Source organism: Thioclava sp. F1Mire-8 (assembly GCF_002213165.1).
GTDB lineage: Bacteria > Pseudomonadota > Alphaproteobacteria > Rhodobacterales > Rhodobacteraceae > Thioclava > Thioclava nitratireducens.
The window spans coordinates 586,628-607,587 of the sequence record NZ_NBNY01000001.1 but is presented as its reverse complement, the minus strand read 5'-3'; the positions used below and the strand labels follow the sequence as shown (position 1 = coordinate 607,587).

General features: G+C 64.0%; 18 protein-coding genes and 1 tRNA gene. 10 read left to right on the top strand and 9 right to left on the bottom strand.

The features are described from left to right. Positions 1 to 48: 48 nt before the first annotated feature. The 3 genes from B6V75_RS02800 to B6V75_RS02790 are packed head-to-tail and all read right to left on the bottom strand — an operon-like array spanning position 49 to position 3,408. Positions 49 to 1,005 (bottom strand): ROK family protein, encoded by a 957-nt coding sequence (locus B6V75_RS02800; RefSeq protein WP_088718648.1) that lies wholly within the window; start codon positions 1,003 to 1,005, stop codon positions 49 to 51. Beyond that, positions 1,002 to 2,330: a GH1 family beta-glucosidase gene (locus tag B6V75_RS02795; protein WP_088719376.1), complete on the bottom strand. Its 1,329-nt coding sequence runs from the start codon at positions 2,328 to 2,330 to the stop codon at positions 1,002 to 1,004. Before B6V75_RS02795 ends, B6V75_RS02800 begins: the two co-directional genes overlap by 4 nt. A gap of 46 nt (positions 2,331 to 2,376) precedes the next feature. After that, entirely contained in the window at positions 2,377 to 3,408 is a 1,032-nt protein-coding gene (locus tag B6V75_RS02790) for a substrate-binding domain-containing protein (protein WP_088718647.1), read from the bottom strand. Between the two features lie 268 nt (positions 3,409 to 3,676). Here B6V75_RS02790 and B6V75_RS02785 point away from each other — a divergent pair, with 268 nt between their 5' ends. From B6V75_RS02785 to B6V75_RS02760, 6 genes are all read left to right on the top strand, one after another. Further along, positions 3,677 to 5,041 (top strand): ABC transporter substrate-binding protein, encoded by a 1,365-nt coding sequence (locus tag B6V75_RS02785; protein ID WP_088718646.1) that lies wholly within the window; start codon positions 3,677 to 3,679, stop codon positions 5,039 to 5,041. 73 nt (positions 5,042 to 5,114) lie between these two features. Then, positions 5,115 to 6,092 (top strand): sugar ABC transporter permease, encoded by a 978-nt coding sequence (locus B6V75_RS02780; RefSeq protein WP_075776478.1) that lies wholly within the window; start codon positions 5,115 to 5,117, stop codon positions 6,090 to 6,092. Further along, complete coding sequence (locus tag B6V75_RS02775; protein ID WP_075776477.1) at positions 6,092 to 7,249, top strand: carbohydrate ABC transporter permease; 1,158 nt, start codon at positions 6,092 to 6,094, stop codon at positions 7,247 to 7,249. The genes B6V75_RS02780 and B6V75_RS02775 overlap by 1 nt, the downstream gene beginning before the upstream one ends. Beyond that, the gene (locus tag B6V75_RS02770) at positions 7,249 to 8,889 is read left to right on the top strand and encodes an alpha-glucosidase (protein WP_075776476.1); all 1,641 of its coding nucleotides are present in this window, start codon (positions 7,249 to 7,251) and stop codon (positions 8,887 to 8,889) included. The genes B6V75_RS02775 and B6V75_RS02770 overlap by 1 nt, the downstream gene beginning before the upstream one ends. Positions 8,890 to 8,899: 10 nt before the next feature. Next, the gene (locus tag B6V75_RS02765) at positions 8,900 to 9,985 is read left to right on the top strand and encodes an ABC transporter ATP-binding protein (RefSeq protein ID WP_088718645.1); all 1,086 of its coding nucleotides are present in this window, start codon (positions 8,900 to 8,902) and stop codon (positions 9,983 to 9,985) included. A gap of 71 nt (positions 9,986 to 10,056) precedes the next feature. Continuing rightward, entirely contained in the window at positions 10,057 to 11,613 is a 1,557-nt protein-coding gene (locus B6V75_RS02760; protein ID WP_075776474.1) for a trimethylamine methyltransferase family protein, read from the top strand. Between the two features lie 4 nt (positions 11,614 to 11,617). Here B6V75_RS02760 and B6V75_RS02755 read toward each other — a convergent pair whose 3' ends face one another. The 6 genes from B6V75_RS02755 to B6V75_RS18410 all read right to left on the bottom strand — a co-directional run bounded on the left by B6V75_RS02755 (position 11,618) and on the right by B6V75_RS18410 (position 17,831). Further along, positions 11,618 to 11,893 (bottom strand): antibiotic biosynthesis monooxygenase, encoded by a 276-nt coding sequence (locus tag B6V75_RS02755; protein ID WP_088718644.1) that lies wholly within the window; start codon positions 11,891 to 11,893, stop codon positions 11,618 to 11,620. A 133-nt stretch (positions 11,894 to 12,026) separates the two neighbouring features. Beyond that, the gene (gene guaA, locus B6V75_RS02750) at positions 12,027 to 13,589 is read right to left on the bottom strand and encodes a glutamine-hydrolyzing GMP synthase (RefSeq protein ID WP_075776472.1); all 1,563 of its coding nucleotides are present in this window, start codon (positions 13,587 to 13,589) and stop codon (positions 12,027 to 12,029) included. A 93-nt stretch (positions 13,590 to 13,682) separates the two neighbouring features. Next, entirely contained in the window at positions 13,683 to 15,005 is a 1,323-nt protein-coding gene (locus tag B6V75_RS02745) for an HlyC/CorC family transporter (protein WP_088718643.1), read from the bottom strand. 33 nt (positions 15,006 to 15,038) lie between these two features. After that, a complete protein-coding gene (locus tag B6V75_RS02740; protein ID WP_088718642.1) occupies positions 15,039 to 16,016 on the bottom strand; it encodes a site-specific tyrosine recombinase XerD in 978 nt (325 codons plus the stop codon). Continuing rightward, entirely contained in the window at positions 16,013 to 17,617 is a 1,605-nt protein-coding gene (locus B6V75_RS02735; protein ID WP_088718641.1) for a hypothetical protein, read from the bottom strand. Before B6V75_RS02735 ends, B6V75_RS02740 begins: the two co-directional genes overlap by 4 nt. Continuing rightward, the gene (locus B6V75_RS18410) at positions 17,607 to 17,831 is read right to left on the bottom strand and encodes a hypothetical protein (RefSeq protein ID WP_075776469.1); all 225 of its coding nucleotides are present in this window, start codon (positions 17,829 to 17,831) and stop codon (positions 17,607 to 17,609) included. The genes B6V75_RS02735 and B6V75_RS18410 overlap by 11 nt, the downstream gene beginning before the upstream one ends. Before the next feature lie 232 nt (positions 17,832 to 18,063). Between B6V75_RS18410 and B6V75_RS18820 the strand changes: the two genes are divergently transcribed. From B6V75_RS18820 to dusA, 4 genes are all read left to right on the top strand, one after another. Continuing rightward, entirely contained in the window at positions 18,064 to 18,636 is a 573-nt protein-coding gene (locus B6V75_RS18820) for a shikimate kinase (RefSeq protein ID WP_276206153.1), read from the top strand. After that, entirely contained in the window at positions 18,629 to 19,735 is a 1,107-nt protein-coding gene (aroB, locus tag B6V75_RS02720) for a 3-dehydroquinate synthase (protein ID WP_088718640.1), read from the top strand. The genes B6V75_RS18820 and aroB overlap by 8 nt, the downstream gene beginning before the upstream one ends. Positions 19,736 to 19,786: 51 nt before the next feature. Further along, positions 19,787 to 19,863, top strand: a tRNA-Arg gene (locus B6V75_RS02715). A gap of 87 nt (positions 19,864 to 19,950) precedes the next feature. After that, a complete protein-coding gene (gene dusA, locus B6V75_RS02710) occupies positions 19,951 to 20,949 on the top strand; it encodes a tRNA dihydrouridine(20/20a) synthase DusA (protein WP_088718639.1) in 999 nt (332 codons plus the stop codon). Positions 20,950 to 20,960 lie beyond the last annotated feature (11 nt).

Here is a 20,960-nt window from a genome sequence, read left to right as displayed (position 1 = left end):
CAAGAGGTCTAAGTCCAAGCCGTTAAAATAGGCTTGACGGAAACGCGCCTATCGCGACATCCGCGAAGAAAGATAGGAGGCGCAGCCCTGCAGCGCTGCGTAATCGTCTTCGATCACATAGACCGGGAAAGCGCGCAGGAACTCCGAGAAGCGGCCCTTGGCCTGCATCGCTTCGGCGAAGCCGAATTCCTCGAGCCACGGCACGACGCCGCGCGCCGCCCCACCGATCAGGTAGATGCCGCCGAAGGGCAGGTGGGTCAGCGCCAGATCACCCACGACACGGCCCAGCATCTGAACGAACAATTGCCCCGCCGCGACGGCTTTCTCCTCGCCACGGGTGATCGCTTCGAGGATCTTCTGCCCGGACGTGGTCGCGTCTTCCTCTCCCCGGAGATAGGCGTAGAGACGTTCCAGACCGCGGCCCGACACGACATGCTCGACACTGGCGAAATCATGTTTCGCATCGAGATAGGTCTTGAGCGCGAAATCGGCCTCGGTCTCGATCGGCAAGGTGGTGTGTCCGGCCTCGGAAGGGGGGACGACGCGGCCGCCGGGGCCCTCGTGCACGGGAGCCGCGTTGAAGCCGGTGCCTATGCCGACCACCAGCCGCGCGGAGCCTTCCTTCGCGGGCAACCCGGGCAGGATCGGACGCACGGCATCCTCGGCGAGACTTCCCAGCGCATGACCCTGCGCCTGCAGATCGTTGAGCACGAAGACCTGATCCGTCCCGGTCAGGCGCGCGATATTGTCGGCACGGATTATCCAGGCGAGATTGGTCATCTCGGCTACGTCGTCGCGCACCGGGCCGGCGGCGGCCACGCAGGCACCCGCAATGGGACCGCAATCCTCGTCGCGGATATATTCAGCGAGAATCTCCTCCAGCGCACCGCGGCCCAGATTGGGATAACGACGGATCGTTGAATGGATCAGCTTGCCGTCGCGGGCCATCGCGACCCGGGTATTGGTGCCGCCGATATCGGCCAGCAGGGTGATTTGATCGCTCATCCGCGGCTCCCCAATGCGTCTTTCCACGCCAGATAGGACGCTTTCGGGGTGCGCTGCAAGCTGTCGAAGTCCACGTGGACGAGCCCGAAGCGTTTCTCGTAGCCCAAGGCCCATTCGTAGTTGTCCATCAGTGACCAGCCGATATAGCCCTTCACGGGGGTGCCCTCGGCGATCGCGCGCTGCACGGCGGCGAGGTGCTCGCTGTAATAGGCGATGCGATGCGGGTCCTCGACCTTGCCATCCTCGACCACGTCGGGCGCGGCCATGCCGTTCTCGGTCACGTAGAGCGGCAGGTCACCGGTATATTCGCGCGAGAGACGGGTCAGGAACTGATAGAGCCCCTCGGGATAGATCTCCCAGCCCATCGCGGTTTTCGGCAGCGGGCCGTCGACCTCGTGATGCGCGGGCCACGGGCCCTCGGTGGGCGCGATGCGCTTGCAGGTGTAGTAATTGAGCCCCAGCCAGTCGAGCTTCTCGCCGATCAGAGCGAAATCGTCTTCCCAGTTATGCGGCATGTGCGGCGCGAAGGCTTCCATCACCTGCTCGGGGTAACGGCCCTTGAAGATGCCCTCAACGAAGAACCGGTTGTAATAGGCGTCATAGAGATCTGCAGCGGCGGCGGCCTCGGGGCTGTCATCGGCGGGGATCGGGTATTCCAGATTGCATACCGCGCCGAGGTTCTTCATCCCGTGCGCGCGCATCACACGCGTCGACTTGCCCTGGGCCAGCAGAACGTGATGCATCGCATGCGCCGTCGCGCGAATGTCGCGCAGGCCCGGCGCGTGATGGCCGAGGAAGTGGCTCAGCCAACTGACGCACCAAGGCTCGTTGATCGGGGCGGCGGACCAGATCCGGTCGCCCAGACGATCCGCGATGACCTGCGTGAAGTCGGCGAACCAGGAGGCGATATCGCGGTTGCGCCAACCACCCTTGTCGGCGAGCGGCGCGGGCAGCTCCCAGTGATAGAGCGTGAGCGCCGGTTTCAGCCCGCGCTCCAGCATCCCGTCGACCAGCCGGTCGTAGAAATCCAGACCCTCGCGATTCACCGGGCCGCGCCCTTCGGGCATCACGCGCGCCCAGGAGGTCGAGAAGCGGTAGATGTCGAATCCCGCATTGGCGATCAGGTCGAGGTCTTCTTCCCAGCGGTGGTAGTGATCGCAGGCCACGGCGCCATTCTCGGCGCGCACGACATTGCCCGGTGTGGCGGCGAATGTGTCCCAATGGGTCGGGCCTGCGCCACCGAAGGAATGGCCCTCGATCTGGTAGGAGGAGGTGGCAACGCCGAACTGGAAATCGGCAGGAAAATCAGAGCGTTTCGGGAGCATCTTCATCCTGTTTCTAAAATTGGTTTCAATTCGGGCGCGGCGCGCCTCATTGTGCGGGGACGGGTCCGGTGGACTGGCCGAGAACCAGAACCGCCTCCATCAGTTCGTGGCGCGGGCTGCGGTCGCCGCTCTCGATCTGCTCGATCAGCAGCGCCGCGCAGCGTCGTCCTGCCTCGCGCACCGACGAGCGCGTCGCGGTGAAGATCGGCTCTTCCGCCGTGCCGTTTCTCAGGTAGCCCAACTCGTCGTCATGGGTCACGATTGAGACATCGCGCCCCATCACCAGCCCGGCCTCTTCGATGCCGCGTCGCGCCCCCATCGCTGAGAGCAGCGAGGCGGTCAGGAAGGCGGTCGGCGGGTCGGGCCATTGCAACATCTCGCGCGCCGCATCATGGCCCTGTGCCTCGGTCATCTCGCCCTCGACGATCAGGTCGGGATCGACCGGAAGGCCGCGCGCCCGGAGCGCCGCCTCGTAGCCGCGTCGACGCCTGCACGCGAAATCCATCTCTTTGATGCCGTTGATCAGCGCGATCCGCCGATGACCCAGATCGAGCAGGAAATTCGTGGCCCGCTCGAAGGCACGTTTGTTGTTCACGTCGACCCAGCTGAAGGTGGAATCCGATCCGCTGACCCGCCCGTGCAGAACGTAAGGCAGTCCCAGCGCGTCGAGCATCTCGATCCGGTGATCCCCGACTTTCGGGGCGTGGATCAGCACGCCGTCGACATTGCCTTTCGAGCGCAGTTCGGCATAGGCGCGGGCCTCGGAATCGTCGGGCACGATCGTCATGACCATGTCGTAGCCCCGCTGCGCATAGACTTCACCCGCGCCAGCGATGAAATCGGCGAAGACCGGGTTCACGATCTCGTGCCGATCCGAGATCGGGATGATGTGACCGATCGCCATCGTCCGTCCCGTCGCAAGCCGTTTCGCCTGCGTATTGGGGTGGTAGTTCGCGGCCTCGGCAGCTTCGCGCACGCGGCGGCGCGTGGCTTCCGAAACTTCCGGATAGCCATTGAGCGCGCGGCTCACCGTGGTGGGGGATAGCCCCAGTTCCTGTGCCAAGGTCTTGAGATTCATATCGGGTTCTAAAAGCCAAACCGCTTTGGATTGGAGGCGAGACTAGGCTTAGCCTCGCACGCCGTCAATGCTGCGCGCGCGGCGTTCCTCCCGCTGCGCCGCGGCGTGCAGCTGCGCGCAACCAACGACGATATAGAGTATATTTGAACACGACGAGAGCGCGTTTTGTTGACATCGCTGCGAGGCTCTGAAACGGTCGCAGACGTCCAAAGCGCTTTGGGTCGGGCGAGTCGCCAAGCCGAAAAGCGCGACACACCGGGAGGATTTCATGACCAAACATCTGATGCTTGGGATCGCGGCGCTGGCGCTGTCGGCCGGGCTCGCTAACGCGCAGGATCTCAAATTCGCGCCGGGCAGCGACGGCGACAAGTTCGACTGGCAAAGCTATGACCAATTCAAGAGCGACACCGATCTGAGCGGCGAGACGCTGACGATCACTGGCCCGTGGACCGGCAATGACAAGGCGCTCTTCGAGAGCGTGCTGGCTTATTTCGAAGCCGCGACCGGGGCCAAGGTGAACTACTCGGGGTCGGAGAGCTTCGAGCAGGATATCGTGATCGCCGCCAAGGCCGGCACGCCCCCGAATATCGCGGTGTTCCCGCAGCCGGGCCTCGCATCGGACATGGCCCGCCAGGGATACCTGACGCCGATGCCCGACGGGACGGGCGACTGGATCAAGAACAACTACGCCGCCGGAAAATCCTGGGAGGATCTGTCCACCTACAAGAACAAGGATGGCGAGGCGCAGACCTTCACCTTCCCGTTCAAGGCGGACCTGAAATCGCTCGTCTGGTACGTGCCGGAAAACTTCAAGGAAGCGGGCTACAAGGTGCCTGAGACCATGGAGGATCTGAAGGCGCTGACCGAGCAGATCAAGGCCGATGGCGGCACGCCGTGGTGTATCGGTCTGGGTTCGGGGGCGGCGACCGGCTGGCCCGCGACCGACTGGGTCGAGGATATCATGCTGCGCACGCAGTCGCCCGAGACCTATGACGATTGGGTCACCAACAAGCTGAAGTTCAACGATCCCAAGGTCGTCGAGGCGATCAAGGATTACGGTTGGTTCGCCAAGACCCCCGGCTTCGCCGAAGGCGGCGAGCAGGCGGTGGCCACCACCGACTTCCGCGACAGCCCGAAGGGTCTCTTCGACTTCCCGCCGAAATGCTACATGCACAAGCAGGCGAGCTTCATCCCGACCTTCTTCCCCGAAGGGACCAAAGTCGGTCAGGACGTGAACTTCTTCTACTTCCCGGCCTATGCAGACAAGGATCTGGGTAAACCGGTTCTCGGCGCGGGCACGATGTTCGGCATCACCAAGGACTCCAAGGCTGCCGAGGCCTTCATCAAGTTCCTCGAGACGCCGATCGCCTCGGAAATCTGGATGGCACAATCGGGCTTCCTGACGCCGAACAAGAACGTCAATCCGGCGGCCTTCGCCAATGACGTGCAGCGTCACATGAACTCGATCCTGCTGGACGCCACGACCTTCCGCTTCGACGGGTCGGACCAGATGCCGGGCGAGATCGGTACCGATGCGTTCTGGAAGGCGATGGTCGCCTACACGACCGGTGACGAGACCGCGCAAGAGGCCGCCGACGCGGTCCAGAAGCGCTGGGACAGCATCCAGAAGTAACCAACGCCTGCGCCCCCGGAGCGTTTTTCCGGGGGCGTTTGCATCTTCACACGCCGGTTCGGGGAGGGACCTGATGTCACCGATCTTGCAGGGGCTGATAACGATCGCGCTCGGGGTGGGCGGTTGTGTGGCCTATTTCTACGCCGCCAACATCGTCCTCGACCGAGTCATCTTCCCGCCGAAAGGCGCCGATCCGGGGCGCAACATCAACCGCGCGAACATGGTCCGCCCCTGGCTGTTCCTGTTCCCGGCGATCTTCGCGCTCGGTCTGTATCTCGCCTATCCGGTGGTGGGCTCGTTCTGGCGCTCGCTGTTCAACCGCGATGGCGGGACCTTCATCGGCCTTGGCAATTACGAGCGGCTCGCGATGGATGCGAGCTTCCGTCAGGCCGTGTTCAACAACTTCCTCTGGGTGCTTGTCGTGCCTGCGCTCGCGACCTTCCTCGGTCTGCTGGCCGCGCAGCTCACCGACCGCATCAAGTGGGGTAACATCGCGAAATCGCTGATCTTCATGCCGATGGCGATCTCTTTCGTGGGTGCTTCGCTGATCTGGAAATTCGTCTATGCGGTGAACCCCGATATCGGGATGATCAACGCGATCCGCGTGGCCTTCCACATGCAGCCGCTCGACCCGTTGCAGGTGCCGTTCTGGAACAACTTCTTCCTGATGGTGATCCTGATCTGGATCCAGACCGGCTTCGCGATGGTGATCCTGTCGGCCGCGCTGCGCGGGATCCCCGAGGAGACGATCGAAGCCGCGGTGCTCGACGGGGCGAACCCGTTCCAGCTGTTCTTCAAGATCAAGGTGCCTCAGATCATGCCGACGATCGTCGTGGTCTGGACCACGATCACGATCCTCGTGCTGAAGGTCTTCGACATCGTCTACGCAACGACGGGCGGGAATTTCGGCACCCAGATCCTGCCCAGCTACATGATGCAATACATGTTCCGCGACGACGGGCGCGCGACGGCTGTGGCCTTCGTCATCATGATCATCGTGCTGCCGGTGATGATCTGGAACATCATTCAAGCCCGTAGGGAGACGCGCTGATGGCCGCTATCGCAGGACAGAAATCGCGCCTGACATGGGCGGTGCAACTCTCGGTCGTCTTCATGGTGGTGCTCTGGCTCGTGCCGACGGTGGGGCTCCTGGTCAGCTCCTTCCGCACGACGGACCAAATCAGTCAGTCGGGCTGGTGGGACGCGGCATTCTCGGTCGAGAAAGCCTTCCGCGACCGCATCCCGGCCGACGGTGAGAAACAGGTCGACGGGCTCTACGTACTCGAGGGCGATCTGCTCAATAACGGGCAGAACGCGAATGACCTGAAACCGGGCACGACGATCACCGCCTTCGGTACCTCGGGCATCAAGCCGGGCGCCTACAAGGCGGGGGAGACGGTCGATACCGGCGATGGCGGCACGCTGAGCGTCGCCAAGGACGGCACCTACAAGGCCACGTCGAAGACGAGCTTCGAGGGCTCGGGCCCGCGGGTCTATTTCGTGGCCGAGATGCCGCCCGCCTTCACGCTGGCCAATTATCGCAACGTGCTGTTCTCCGACGGCATGGGGCAGGCCTTCATGAACACGCTGACGGTGACGATCCCGGCGACGATCATCCCGATCCTCGTCGCGGCTTTCGCGGCCTATGCGCTGGCCTGGATGGAGTTCCCGGGCCGTGGTCTGTTGATCGCGGCCGTCGTGGGCCTTCTGGTCGTGCCACTGCAGCTCGCGTTGGTGCCGCTTCTGCGGCTCCATCAGGAGATCGGCATCGGGCAAAGCTTCCTCGGGATATGGCTGGCCCATACCGGCTTCGGCTTGCCGCTCGCGATCTACCTGCTCAGGAACTACATGGTGGGTCTGCCGCGTGACATCATCGAGAGCGCGAAGGTCGACGGGGCGACAGATTTCCAGATCTTCATGAAAATCGTGCTGCCTTTGTCATTCCCGGCGCTCGCTTCTTTTGCAATCTTCCAGTTCCTCTGGGTCTGGAACGACCTACTTGTCGCGAAAGTCTTCCTTCCGGCCAATGACGCGTCGAAGGTGATGACCGTGAAGATCGCCGACGACCTTCTGGGGTCGCGCGGCGGCGATTGGGGTATTCTGGCGTCCGCCGCCTTCATCTCGATCGCCGTGCCGCTCCTGGTGTTCTTCGCAATGCAGAAATATCTCGTCCGCGGTCTGCTGGCGGGTTCGGTTAAAGGTGGTTGATGAAAACCCTTACAAAGAAAGAAGACTGGTGGCGCGGAGCAGTGATCTACCAGATCTATCCGCGCAGCTTTCAAGACAGCAATGGCGACGGCATCGGCGATCTTCTCGGGATCGTCAGACGCCTGCCGCATGTCGCGAGCCTCGGGGCGGACGCGGTCTGGATTTCGCCTTTCTTCACCTCTCCGATGAAGGATTTCGGCTATGACGTCAGCGATTACACCGATGTCGATCCGATGTTCGGCAGCCTTGCCGATTTCGACCAGGTGATCGCGACGGCCCATGCGCTGGGTCTGAAGGTGATGATCGATCTGGTGCTGAGCCATACCTCCGATCAGCACCCGTGGTTTCAGGAAAGCCGGTCGAGCCGGGATAACCCCAAGGCCGACTGGTATGTCTGGGCCGATCCCAAGCCCGATGGCACGCCGCCCAATAACTGGCTGTCGATTTTCGGCGGGCCGGGCTGGCATTGGGACAGCCGGCGCGAGCAGTATTACATGCACAACTTCCTCGTGGAGCAGCCCGATCTGAACTTCCACAATCCGGAAGTGACGCAGGAATTGCTCAACGTGGCGCAGTTCTGGCTGGAGCGCGGCGTCGATGGCTTCCGCCTCGACACGATCAATTTCTACATGCATGACGACGAGCTGCGCGATAACCCGCCGCTGCCGCCGGAAGAGCGTAACGATCAGACCGCGCCCAAAGTGAACCCCTATAATCACCAGCGCCACATCTACGACAAGAACAACCCCGAGAACCTGCGCTTCCTGCGCAAGCTCCGGACGCTGATGAACAATTACAACGCTGCAGCCGTCGGCGAAGTGGGCGACAGCCAGCGCGGGCTGGAGATCCTTGGCGAATACACCTCCGGCGCGGACAAGATGCAGATGTCCTACGCGTTCGAGCTTCTGTCGGGGCACGAGCCGCTCAAGGCGGAGTTCATCAAATCCGTGTTCGACAAGGTCGATGCGGTCGCCAAGGACGGCTGGGTCTGCTGGGCCTACTCGAACCACGACGTGGAGCGCCATATCTCTCGCTGGAACCTGACGCCCGCCTCGGCACGGCTCTATACGACGCTGATGATGTGCCTGCGCGGATCGCTCTGTCTCTATCAGGGCGAGGAACTTGGGCTGCACGAAGCGGAACTGTCCTTCGAAGATCTGCAAGACCCCTACGGCAAGGAGTTCTGGCCCGAGTTCAAAGGCCGCGACGGCTGCCGGACCCCGATGGTCTGGGAGCGCGACGCCGCCTATGCGGGCTTCTCGCAGGCGCGCCCGTGGCTTCCGGTGCCGACCACGCACCAGAATATCGCGACCGATGTGGCCGAGCACGACCCGGCCTCGCTCCTGCACCATTACCGCCGCGCGATCGCGTTCCGTCGCAATCACGACGTGCTTCGGACCGGCGCGATGGAAGATATGTATTGCTCCGGCGACCTGCTGGTCTTCACGCGCAGGAACGAGGAGGAGACGATCCTGTGCTATTTCAACCTGTCCGATCATCCGGTGAACGCCACCGTTCCGCCGGGCAACTGGGTGACGGTCGGGGGCGAGCTGGGCTCGATCCGCCCGATGCCCGATCACACTTTGCATCTCGGCCCGTGGCAGCCGAGCATTCTGCGCCTCGACGAACACGGGGCTTGAGGGGGAGACAATGGCCGAACTCAAACTGGAAAACGTCGCGAAAAGCTATGGCGAGGTGTCGGTCCTCAAGGACATCAACCTCGACATCAAGGCCGGAGAGCTGATCGTCTTCGTGGGCCCCTCGGGCTGCGGGAAATCGACACTTCTGCGGATGATCGCGGGGCTGGAGAAGATCACGGGCGGGACGCTCGAGATCGACGGGGTACGGATGAACGACGTGCCGCCCTCGAGCCGCGGCATCGCGATGGTCTTCCAGTCCTACGCGCTCTATCCGCACATGACGGTGCGCGACAACATGGCCTTCGCCCTGAAGATCGCGAAACAGTCGAAGGAAGAGATCAACGCCGCCGTCGAAAAGGCCGCGAAGATGCTGCAACTGACCGATTATCTCGACCGTTTGCCGAAGGCGCTCTCGGGTGGTCAGCGGCAGCGCGTAGCCATCGGGCGCGCCATCGTGCGCGACCCGAAGGTGTATCTCTTCGACGAGCCGCTCTCGAACCTCGATGCGGCGCTGCGCGTTGCGACCCGGATCGAGATCGCCCAGCTGAAAGAGGCGATGCCCGATCGCACGATGATTTACGTCACCCACGATCAGGTCGAGGCGATGACGCTCGCGACGCGGATCGTGGTTCTGGCCAACAAGGGGATCGCGCAGGTCGGCACGCCGCTGGAGCTATACGAGAAGCCGCAAAACGAGTTCGTCGCACAATTCATCGGCTCGCCTGCGATGAACCTGCTGTCGGGCGAGATCACCGAGACGGGTGAGATGACCACGGTGAAACTCGATGGTGGCGGCATCGCGCGATCCACCATCGCGACCCGTCCGGAAGACCTGTCGCGCCGGGTCAATATCGGCGTGCGCCCCGAGGATTTCGAGCCCGTCGAGGGCGAGGGGATCTACACCGGAAAGGTCGATATCGTCGAAGCTCTGGGTGAGGTGACGCTGCTTTACTTCGAGGCGGAGGGCGGTCATGAGCCGATCATCGCGAAACTGCCCGGCATCCATCACGACCGTCGCCACAGCGAGATTAAGCTCGGCGCGGATCCGTCCAAGGTACACCTCTTCGCGGACGGTCAGTCGCTTCTCTACCGCTGACGGACGCAAACAGGCCATCGCGTATCCCTCTGCCCGTTAGTTTGAGGTGAGATAAACGGGCGGAGGCAATCATGGCCGATTCGGATTTGGGTGAACGTGTAGGGCGTCGCGCGCGCGGTGGTGGCGGGGCGGCCCGTCGGGCCGAGCGCACGGCCGTGAAGGTGGAGTTCTCGCGCTTCATCACGCGCAATATTCCCGACATGGAAATCCTGAACGAGGAAGCCCTCGAGATCATCGAGCATAATGCGGAAACCGTGCTCGAAGAGATCGGCGTTAACTTCGTCGAAAACCCCGAAGCCCTGGAGCGTTGGCGCGAAGCCGGCGCCTCGATCGAAGGCGAACGCGTGCGCATCCCGCGCGGTCTGGCCCGCAAGCTCTGCGCGACCGCGCCGTCGCAATTCACCCAGCACGCCCGCAACCCCGAGCGCAATGTCGAGATCGGCGGCCGCAACCTCGTGCTGGCCCCGGTCTATGGCCCTCCCTTCGTGCGCGACGCGCAAGGCGGTCGCCGCTACGCGACGATCGCGGATTTCCGGAACTTCGTGAAGCTCGGATACATGTCGAAATGGCTCCACCATTCCGGCGGCACCGTCTGTGAGCCGACCGATGTGGCGGTGAACAAACGTCACCTCGACATGCTCCACGCCCATATGACGCTGTCGGACAAGCCCTATATGGGCTCTGTTACCGAACCTTCGCGCGCCGAGGACAGCGTCGAGATGTCGAAGATCCTCTTCGGCGAGGAGTTCGTCGACAATAACCCGGTGATGACCTCGCTCATCAACATCAACTCGCCGTTGACCTTCGACAACACGATGATGGGCGCGCTGGAAATCTACGCCCGCAACAATCAGGCCTGCATCATCTCGCCCTTCATCGTGGGCGGCGCGATGGCGCCGGTCTCGGTCGCGGGCACGCTGACGCAGGTGCTGGCCGAGGTGCTGGCGGGCGTGGCCTATTCCCAGCTGATCCGTCCCGGCGCGCCGGTGATCTTCGGCGCGTTCGTGACCTCGATCGACATGAACTCGGGCGCACCCACGTTCGGCACGCCGGAAGCCTCGCTGATCACGCTTGGTGCGGGCCAACTCGCACGCCGTCTCAACCTTCCTTACCGTTCGGCTGGCGGCTTCACCGGCTCGAAACTGCCCGATGCGCAGGCCGCGTACGAGAGCGCCAACACGCTCAATAACGGCCTCTATGCGGGCGTGAACTTCATGCTCCATGCCTGCGGCTGGCTCGAAGGCGGGTTGGTGTCGTCCTATGAGAAATTCGTGATGGATGCCGATCAACTGGGCGTCCTCCATCGTCTGGCGCAGGGCGTCGACGCCTCGGAAAACGGGCAGGCGATGGACGCGATCCGCGAGGTTGGCCCGGGCGGTCACTATCTCGGCTGCGCCCATACGCAGGCCAATTTCAAGGACGCTTTCTGGCGCACGCAGCTGCTCGATTACCGTCCCTTCGAGACCTGGGAAGAGCAGGGCGCACCCGACACGATGGCGCTCGCGACGAAGCGGGTCGAGAAGATGCTCAGCGAGTATCAGCAGCCCGCCATGGATCCGAGCATCGCCGAGGCGTTGGCGGCTTATGTCGCACGAAAGAAGGCAGAAGTGCCCGACGCTTTCCTGTAACGGCTCAGTCTTCCTCAATCTGATAATCCCGCGCGATCCCCTGGGTCGCGCGGCCCCATTCCGAAGCCTGCACCCGCGCCTGATGCGCCTCGAACGCGTCCCGGTCGGTGAAGCGTTCCGAGACCGTGAAGACCAGCGGATCGGCTCCTTGCCTGACTTCGAACATCTCGCATCCCGGCTCGGCATGGGTAAGCGCGATGTGCTCGGGCAAATGGGCACGAACGATCCCGACCTCGGCAGCATCGGCGCAGATCAGGCGCCCGGTTAGTTTGACGACCATCTTTGTCTCCCCGAAAGAAAAGGCCCGCGCCTTTCGGACGCGGGCATCAGCCCTCGGACGGGGGCCTCGGGCGTTCGCAGCTTAATTCCTTCCACTGGAAGGAATTTGCGGCCCCAGAGGGGGCCGCCGCGGCTCACTCCCACTCGATCGTGCCGGGGGGCTTCGAGGTGATGTCGTAGGTCACCCGGTTGATGCCTTTCACCTCGTTGATGATCCGCGTCGCGGTCTCTCCGAGGAATTCGTGGCTGAACGGGTAGTAATCCGCGGTCATGCCATCAACGCTCGTCACCGCGCGTAGGGCGCAGGCGTAATCATAGGTCCGCCCGTCGCCCATCACGCCGACGGTGCGCACCGGCAGGATCGCGACGAAAGCCTGCCAGATCTCGTCATAAAGCCCGTGCTTGCGGATCTGGTCGATATAGACCGCGTCGGCCTTGCGCAGGATCTCCAGCTTGTCGCGGGTGATCTCGCCGGGGCAGCGGATCGCGAGGCCGGGGCCGGGGAAGGGGTGGCGACCGATGAACGACGCCGGCAGACCCAGCTCGTGACCGAGCGCGCGAACCTCGTCCTTGAACAGCTCGCGCAGCGGCTCGACCAGTTTCAGGCCCATCTTCTCGGGCAGGCCGCCGACGTTGTGGTGCGACTTGATCGTGACGGAAGGGCCGCCCGAGAAGCTCACCGATTCAATGACATCGGGATAGAGCGTGCCCTGCGCGAGGAATTCCGCGTTCTCGATCTCGCCCGCGTATTTCTGGAACACGTCGATGAAGAGGCGCCCGATCGTCTTGCGCTTCACTTCAGGGTCGGTGACGCCTTCCAACTCGCCGAGGAACAGCTCGCTCTCGTCGGCATGGATCAGCTTGATATTGTAATGGTCGCGGAACATCGTGACCACTTCTTCGGCCTCGTTATGCCGCAGCAGCCCGTGATCCACGAAGACGCAGGTCAGCTGATCGCCGATCGCCTCGTGGAGCAGGATCGCGGTGACCGAGCTGTCGACGCCGCCCGACAGGCCGCAGATCACATGGCTGTCGCCGACCTGCTCGCGGATTTGCTTGATCGCCTCGTCGCGATAGGCATCCATCGTCCAGTCGCCGGTGAAGCCCGCGTCGCGCACGAAGTTCTCATACAGCGTCTTGCCGTTCGGCGTGTGATGCACCTCCGGGTGGAACTGCACCGCATAGAACCTACGGCTCAGATCGGCGGTGATCGCGTAAGGTGCGCCCGGCGAGGTGCCATAGACCTCGAAGCCAGGCGCGATGCGGCTGACATGGTCGCCATGGCTCATCCAGACCTGCTCGCGGCCCGCGCCATCCATGAACCAGCCGGTGAGCAGATCGATCCGCGTCTCGGTCGGCGTCACATAGGCGCGCCCGAATTCGGCGGAGCCGTGCTTGGCCTCCACCAGGCCGCCCAGATCCTGCATCATCACCTGCTGGCCGTAGCAGATGCCGAGGATCGGCACCCCAAGCTCATAGGCCGATTTCGGCGGCCGCGGAGAGCCCTCTCGCGTGACCGAATCTGGCCCGCCCGAGAAGATGATCGCTTTCGGGGCGAACTCTTTCAGGAAGGCGTCGGTGACGTTCTGATAGGGATGGATTTCGCAATAAACATTCAGCTCGCGAAGCCGCCGCGCAATCAGCTGCGTGACTTGAGAACCGAAGTCGATGATGAGGAGGCGCTGATGGTCTGTCATGCCGATGGCATTAGGACGCGTTTTCGCGCTTGGCAAGAGGGCAGCTTGCGCAACGGTTGTTTATCGCGCGTGTTGCTTCTTCGACATCGCCGCTCAACTCTCCGGATAGCCTCCCGGGATCAGTGGCCGGATCTTCAGCCGGGTGATCCGGTTGTCCTTGCGGCCCGCGACCTCGAAGCGGAAGCCGTGGAAGGAGAAGACCTGACCCTCGGTCGGGATGGTCTGCGCCTCGTGGATCACCAGACCGGCGACGGTGTTCGCCTCGTCATCGGGCAGCGTCCAGTCGGTCTCGCGGTTCAGGTCGCGGATCGTCATCGCGCCGTCGACGATGTAATCGCCGTTCTCGGTGGGTTTCAGGCGTTTCTCGGACTTGGGATCGAACTCGTCGGTGATCTCGCCGACGATTTCCTCGAGGATGTCCTCCAGCGTCAGCAGACCGCGCAGATCGCCATATTCGTCCACCACCAGCGCGAAATGGGTGCGACGTTTCAGGAACTCCTGCATCTGTTCGTCGAGCGGCGTCGTCTCGGGGACGAAATAGGGCTTCATCATCACTTTGGAGATGTCGAGGTCCGCCACGCTCTCCAGCGTTCCGTCGCCCCCGCGCACGACTTTCTCGACCGCGCGCAGCAGGTCTTTCGAGTGGATCACGCCCACCACGTTCTCGCGCTCGCCGCGATAGAGCGGCAGCCGGGTATGAGGTGAGGACAGCACCGCCGTGAGGATCGCATCGGGGTCTTCCTCGATGTCGATCATCTCGATCTGGCTCCGGTGGAGCATGATCTCTTCGACCGTGCGATTGCCAAGGTCGAGCGCGCCCAGCAAGCGGTCGCGATCTTCCTTGTCCACCGTGCCCTCGGATTGCCCCAGCGCCAGCGCGCCCGCGATTTCCTCGTGGATCGAGAACATATGGGTGTTCTTGTCGGTCCGCATCCCGAAGGCATAGAGGATGCCGCGCACGATCATCCGCACGATGGCGACGATCGGGGCGAGGACGAGGGTCACGACGCGGATCGGGGCCGCGACTTTCGAGGCGACTTTCTCCGGCAGGGTGATTGCGTAGGTCTTGGGCAGGACTTCCGAGAAGACCAGCACCAGCACCGTCATCACCAGCGTCGCGAGCGCCACGCCCGATTGCCCGAAGACCCGCGTAAGCAGCGCGGTCGCCAGCGAGGCCGAGAGGATGTTGACCACGTTGTTGCCCAGCAGGATCGCGCCGATCAGCCGCTCGCTATCCTCGGTGACCTCCAGCGCGGTCTGCGCGCCACTTTCGCCCTTGTCGGCCTGCGCGCGCAGCTTCGCGCGGCTGGCCGCGGTCAGTGCGGTTTCCGAGCCCGAGAAGAAGGCCGAGAGCGCCAGCAGCAGAATGATCGAACCGGCGGTGAGCCAGAAGGCAAAATCGAGAGTGTTTTCCATGGTGTCAGGTTATGGGGCGCGGGCAGGACGCATTCAAGCGGTGCCGTCACTTTTGCCGCGCGGTTTCGCCAGCGGGTGATGGGTCAGCACCAGCTCCTTGAGCCGTTCGTCCAGCACATGGGTGTAGATCTCCGTGGTCGACAGGTCCGCGTGCCCCAGAAGCATCTGAATCGCCCGCAGATCGGCACCGCCTTGCAGAAGATGGGTGGCGAAGGCGTGGCGCAAGACGTGGGGCGTGACCTTGGCGGGGCTCACCCCGGCCTTGACCGCGATATCCTTCAAGAGCTTGTGAAAGCCCTGTCGCGTGAGGTGACCTTCCTTGCCGCCCGACGGGAAAAGGTAGCGCGAGGGCGGCGCGCGGTGTTCGATGCGCGCCTGTTCCTCGGCCTCGTCGCGTGCGCTAAGCCAGTCGGCAAGCGCCTCGCGAGCGGGGGGCGAGAGCGGCACCATCCTCTCCTTGTCGCCCTTGCCGCGCACGAGTAGCATCCGGGGGTCGCCGCGCGCGGAGGAAACGGGCAGGGAGACCAGCTCGGACACCCGCATCCCGGTCGCGTAGAGCAGTTCCATCAGGCAGCGATTGCGGATCTGGTCCTTTTGCGAGCGGCCCTGATCGCGGGCAGCCTCCAGCAGAGCCTCCACCTCCTCGAGGCTCAGCGTCTTGGGCAGGCGCTGCGCGCGCCCGGGGCCAGAGATGCGGATCGCCGGATTGTCCGCGCGCCAGCCTTCCTCATAGGCGAAGCGGTAAAGCTGCCGGATCGCGGAGAGTCTGCGCGCGCGGGTCGATTTCGCCAGACCCTCTGCCTCGCAGCGGATCAGGTAGGTCTCGATATCGGCGCGGGTGAGGCTGGCGTAGCTAAGCCCTTTTGCCTGAAGAAACCCCGCGAAGTCATTGAGATCACGCCCGTAACTCAGGATCGTGTTGCGTGCTGCGCCCGCTTCGGCGGCCTGAGCGTCGAGGAAGATCGGCAGCCATTGCGGATCGGGCGGCGCGTCTGAACCGGGGCCGGTCACGGGGTGTCTCCGAGTACGATCATCTCGATCGCGGCGCGCCGGGCGACGGTTTCCAGCCCGGCGAGCCGTAGTAGGCTCAGACCCTCCCGAAGCCGCGGGTAATCGCCTTTCGATCCCTCGCTTACATCGCCGATCGCTTCGATCAGGGCGAGGCCCAGCTGGTCGGGCAGCAAGCTCTCGTAGCGAGCAGGCGGCGCAGCGGGGGACGCATCGAAGACGGATTTCAGCACCTGATCGCGGGCCCCGGTCGCAGGCGCGGTTCCGGTATCGCCCGCGGCGAGCGCCTTGAGCAGCTTGGCCCGCGGTGACTGCGGCGCCGATTTCAGGGCGTTCTCTTCGTAATTCGGGGTGAGCAGGCTCAGCTCATAGGCGATGCGCCCGGCGCGGCCCGGCAGGTCCATGCCCGCGAGCCGGTCGCCGAACAGGGTGCCCAGCACCGGGACCAGGTCTTCCGGGGCCATCGCATCATAGGCGGCGGGCAGGGCGCTCGCGATCGCATCGGCTTTGCCGCTCTCCAACGCATCATCCAGCGCGCTCACCGCCGACACGCGATCCCAGAGCGCGCCCGACGCTGCTGCCTTGCGCTCGGTATAGAGCCCCAGCAACTGGTTCGGGTCGAGCACACCCGCGCGGGCCAGCCGCTCGGCGGCCTCCAATTGCGACTTCCAGCCGTTATTCTCGGTGAGATCCGCCTGTGCGAAGGCCAGCGGCAGCGTCGCAGTAGGCAGCGGCTGACCGATCGCCTCCATCATCTTGAAGGCCAAGGGCGTGACGTGATCGGGCGGCGGCGCATCGCCGGCCTCCTCGGCCAGCGCCGGATCGAGGAATTGCTCCAGCAGCGACTGGTCCTCTGCCGGGATCTGCCCCAGCGCACTGCCGGTGCCATAGGTCAGCTCGGCCGTGTCCCATTGCCCGTTGCGCGCCAGACAGAACACCCGCGCCGCGTAGGATGGTGCGATGCCGGGAGTGCGCTCGATGATCTTGCAGGCGCGGTTTTCCTGCCCGAGAAGCAGCGCCACGTCGAAGCTGCGGCGGAAAATCTCGGGGCTCGCCGTGCCTGCCTGTCCCAGAAGGGCATTCGCCTGTTCGAGCGCACCCATGTCCAATAGCCGGTCGATCCGGGCGAGGAAGAGCTGGTTGCGTTGCGCCGGCGTCTCGATCTGGGGCGGATTCAGTTCCGCCAGCAAAAGCGTCAGGCTCAAGCTCTGAAGCGCGGGCAGCTGATCGAGCGGCATTGCCCGCAGCGCCTGCGCCAGTTCCGGCTCGGGCGTCTTGCCCCAGAGATCGCGCGGCAATCCGGTGCGATCCGGGGTCAGAAGCCCTAGGCTGTCGGCGGAGGGCGCATCGAGCGAGAGCACCGCGATATCCTCGATCCCGCCCGCGCCGGTGACCGGAGCTTGCGAAGAGGTCGAGCCGCCGCGCGGCGTGGTCGCCAGCGAATGTGAAAGCCAGTCGATTGCGGACATCGGGCTGCCGGTCGTCGCGGAGGCATCCACCGGCGTAGTCGATTGCGCGGCGGCCGGATCCGCCACGAGACCGCCAAGCGCGAAACCGCTCAGCCAGATCAGGCCGAGGATCGCCGGACGGCGATCAGTTGCCACTCGCAGTATCTCCGTCGGTCCCGGCATCGGTACCCGTCTTGGTGCTCGCATCGGAACTACCCGCGCCCGCCGCGGCACCCGTGCCGTCGGGCAGGGTGACCTCGATACGCTGTTCCTGGCTGTCGGGGCTCATGTCGCCCAAGTAAGCAAAGCCGATCACGCCGATCGCGCCAAGCACCAGAAGGATGACGATAAGCTTGAAGATGCGCCCCATAATCTCTCTTTTCTGCCGTCTGTCGCGGCCCGTCCCAGATCGTGTCTCTCGGCGGGCGGGCCGTTCTTGGTTGCGGTTTCGCGTTGATCATATATGGCATTTCAGGGAAGTTCACGCCATTCAAGGGGTCCTGCGTCACGATTGTGCAAGGCTCCGCCGATGGCAAGCCTTGTCCGCCCCGCCGGGATTGACAGGGCAGGAATACCGCAGGCGACGCGAGGCAGGGGGCGCAGTGGAAGGCGAAACCGGGAAAGTGGGCCATCTGACGCGCTCCGTCGTGCTCGTGGGCATGATGGGGTCTGGAAAGACCGCCGTTGGTACCGCGCTGTCCAAGATGCTCGATTCGCCGTTTCTCGACAGCGACCACGAAATCGAACGCGCCGCCCAGATGACCGTGGCCGAAATTTTCGCCCGCGATGGCGAGCCGTTCTTCCGCGCCCGCGAATCGGAAGTGCTGGAGCGGCTGCTGATGGGGCCGCCCGGCGTCATCTCCACCGGAGGCGGGGCTTTCCTGTCGGAAAAGAACCGCGAGTTGATCAACCGGCTGGGCGTGTCGGTCTGGCTGAAGGCGGATCTGGAGATCCTGTGGAATCGCGTGCGCCACAAGAACACGCGGCCCCTGCTGCGCACAGCCGACCCGAAACGGACGCTGAGCGACCTGCTCACGGCGCGCCTTCCGCATTACGAGAAGGCCCAAATCGTGGTCGAGGCCGAACCGGGCCTCTCGGTGCTGGGGATGGCGCGCAAGGTGGTGAGCCATCTGCGCGAGGTGGATGGATTGATCGAAGAGGTGAAAGATGCGTGAGATCGTGCCGGTCGAGCTGGGCGAGCGTTCCTACGAGGTGCGCATCGGCACCGGGCTCTTGGAAAACGCAGGCACCGAGATCGCACCGTTGCTGCGCTGTCCGCGCGTGGCCGTCGTCGCCGATCAGACGGTGGCCGATCTGCATCTCGCAACCCTGCGCCGCGGCCTTGGCGATATCGAGATGGTCTCGCTGACTCTGCCGCCGGGTGAGGGCACGAAAAGCTGGCCGCAATTCACCCGCACCGTCGAATGGCTGCTGGAGCAGAAGGTCGAGCGCAAGGATATCGTCATCGCTTTGGGCGGCGGCGTGATCGGCGATCTGGTGGGGTTTGCGGCCGCCGTGCTGCGCCGGGGCGTGCGCTTCGTGCAGATCCCGACCTCGCTTCTCGCGCAGGTCGACAGCTCCGTGGGCGGCAAGACCGGGATCAACGCGCCGCAGGGCAAGAACCTGATCGGCGCCTTCCATCAGCCCTCGCTGGTGCTGGCCGATCTCGACGTGCTCGGCACGCTCGAGCCGCGTGATTTCCTCGCGGGCTATGGCGAGGTGGTGAAATACGGCCTTCTGGGCGATGCGGATTTCTTCGACTGGCTCGAGGCGAATGCGCCAGCGATGGCGGCGGGCGACATGGAAAAGCGGCTGCACGCTGTGAAACGCTCGGTCGAGATGAAGGCCGAGATCGTGGCGCGCGACGAGACGGAGGAGGGCGACCGCGCACTCCTCAACCTTGGCCACACGTTCTGCCACGCGCTGGAGGCCGCGACAGGCTATTCCGACCGCCTCCTGCATGGCGAGGGCGTGGCGATCGGCTGCGCGATGGCGTTCGAGCTCAGCCAGCGCCTCGGCCTGTGTTCGCAAGAGGCCCCGAGCCGCGTGCGTGCGCATCTGCGCGACATGGGGATGAAAACCGATCTGGCCGATATCGAAGGCGATTTGCCGGGGCGCGACGCGCTGATCGACCTGATGGCGCAGGACAAGAAAGTGCTCGATGGCAAGCTGCGCTTCATTCTCGCGCGCGGCATCGGGGAGGCTTTCGTGACGTCGGATGTGCCGCGCGACGTGCTGGCAGGCGTGCTCGACGACGCGCTCGCCGCGCGGTAAGCCGATTTCCCAGTTGCGAGCCGCGCGCTCCTTCTTTATACGCCGCTTCAGGCACCCATAGCTCAGCTGGATAGAGCGCTGCCCTCCGAAGGCAGAGGCCGAAGGTTCGAATCCTTCTGGGTGCGCCATTTCCCCCAGTTTCCGGAATTTCAGCGTCTTGGGGGCGGCACAGACGCTATCGAGACGGCCCCGAGACAGACCCGATGAGAGATGCGATGACGACAGATGACGCCCTGATCCGCGCAGCCCGCCTGTCCGTCGCGCCGATGATGGACTGGACCGACCGCCATTGCCGCTACTTCCACCGTCAGATCAGCCGCAATGCGCTGCTATACACCGAGATGGTGACCGCACCCGCGGTGATTCACGGCGACCGCGAGCGGCTGCTGGGGTTCGACGATGTCGAGCATCCGGTGGCGCTGCAGCTGGGTGGCTCGGATGCCACGGAACTGGCCGAGGCGGCGCAGGTCGGTGCGGATTTCGGATACGACGAGATCAACCTCAACTGCGGCTGCCCGTCGGATCGCGTGCAATCCGGGGCCTTCGGCGCCGTCTTGATGAAGACGCCCGATCTGGTGGCGGAGTGCTGCGCCGCGATGATCGCCGCGCAACCGGTTGAAGTCACGGTGAAATGCCGCATCGGGGTGGATGACCAAGACCCGCAGGAAGTACTGCCGGAATTCATCGAGAAAGTCGCCGCCGCAGGCGTGACCCGGATCACGATCCATGCGCGCAAAGCGTGGCTGCAAGGCCTTTCGCCCAAGGACAACCGTGAGATCCCGCCGCTCGATTACCCGCTCGTCCACGCGATGAAGGCGGCCTATCCGCAGCTTCACCTGTCGATCAATGGCGGTATCAAAGATCTCGCCGCGGCCGAGGCGGAACTCGCGCAAGGGCTCGACGGGGTGATGGTGGGCCGCGCGGCCTATCACCAGCCGATGGAGGTGCTCGGCGCCGCCGATCGGCGCATCTGGGGGCAGGGCGAGGCGCGCGATCCGTTCGATGTGGCGCAGGCGATGATCCCCTATATCGCACGCCATCTCGAACGCGGCGGCAGGCTGCACCAGATCACCCGCCACGTGCTGGGCCTGTTCCACGGCAAGCCCGGCGCGCGGCGCTTCCGGCAGATCCTGTCGGAAGGCGCGACCCGAGACGGCGCCGGGGTTGAACTTTTCGAGAGTGCGTTGTCAGCGGTACGTGAACGGGTTAACTGAGCGGAACCCAA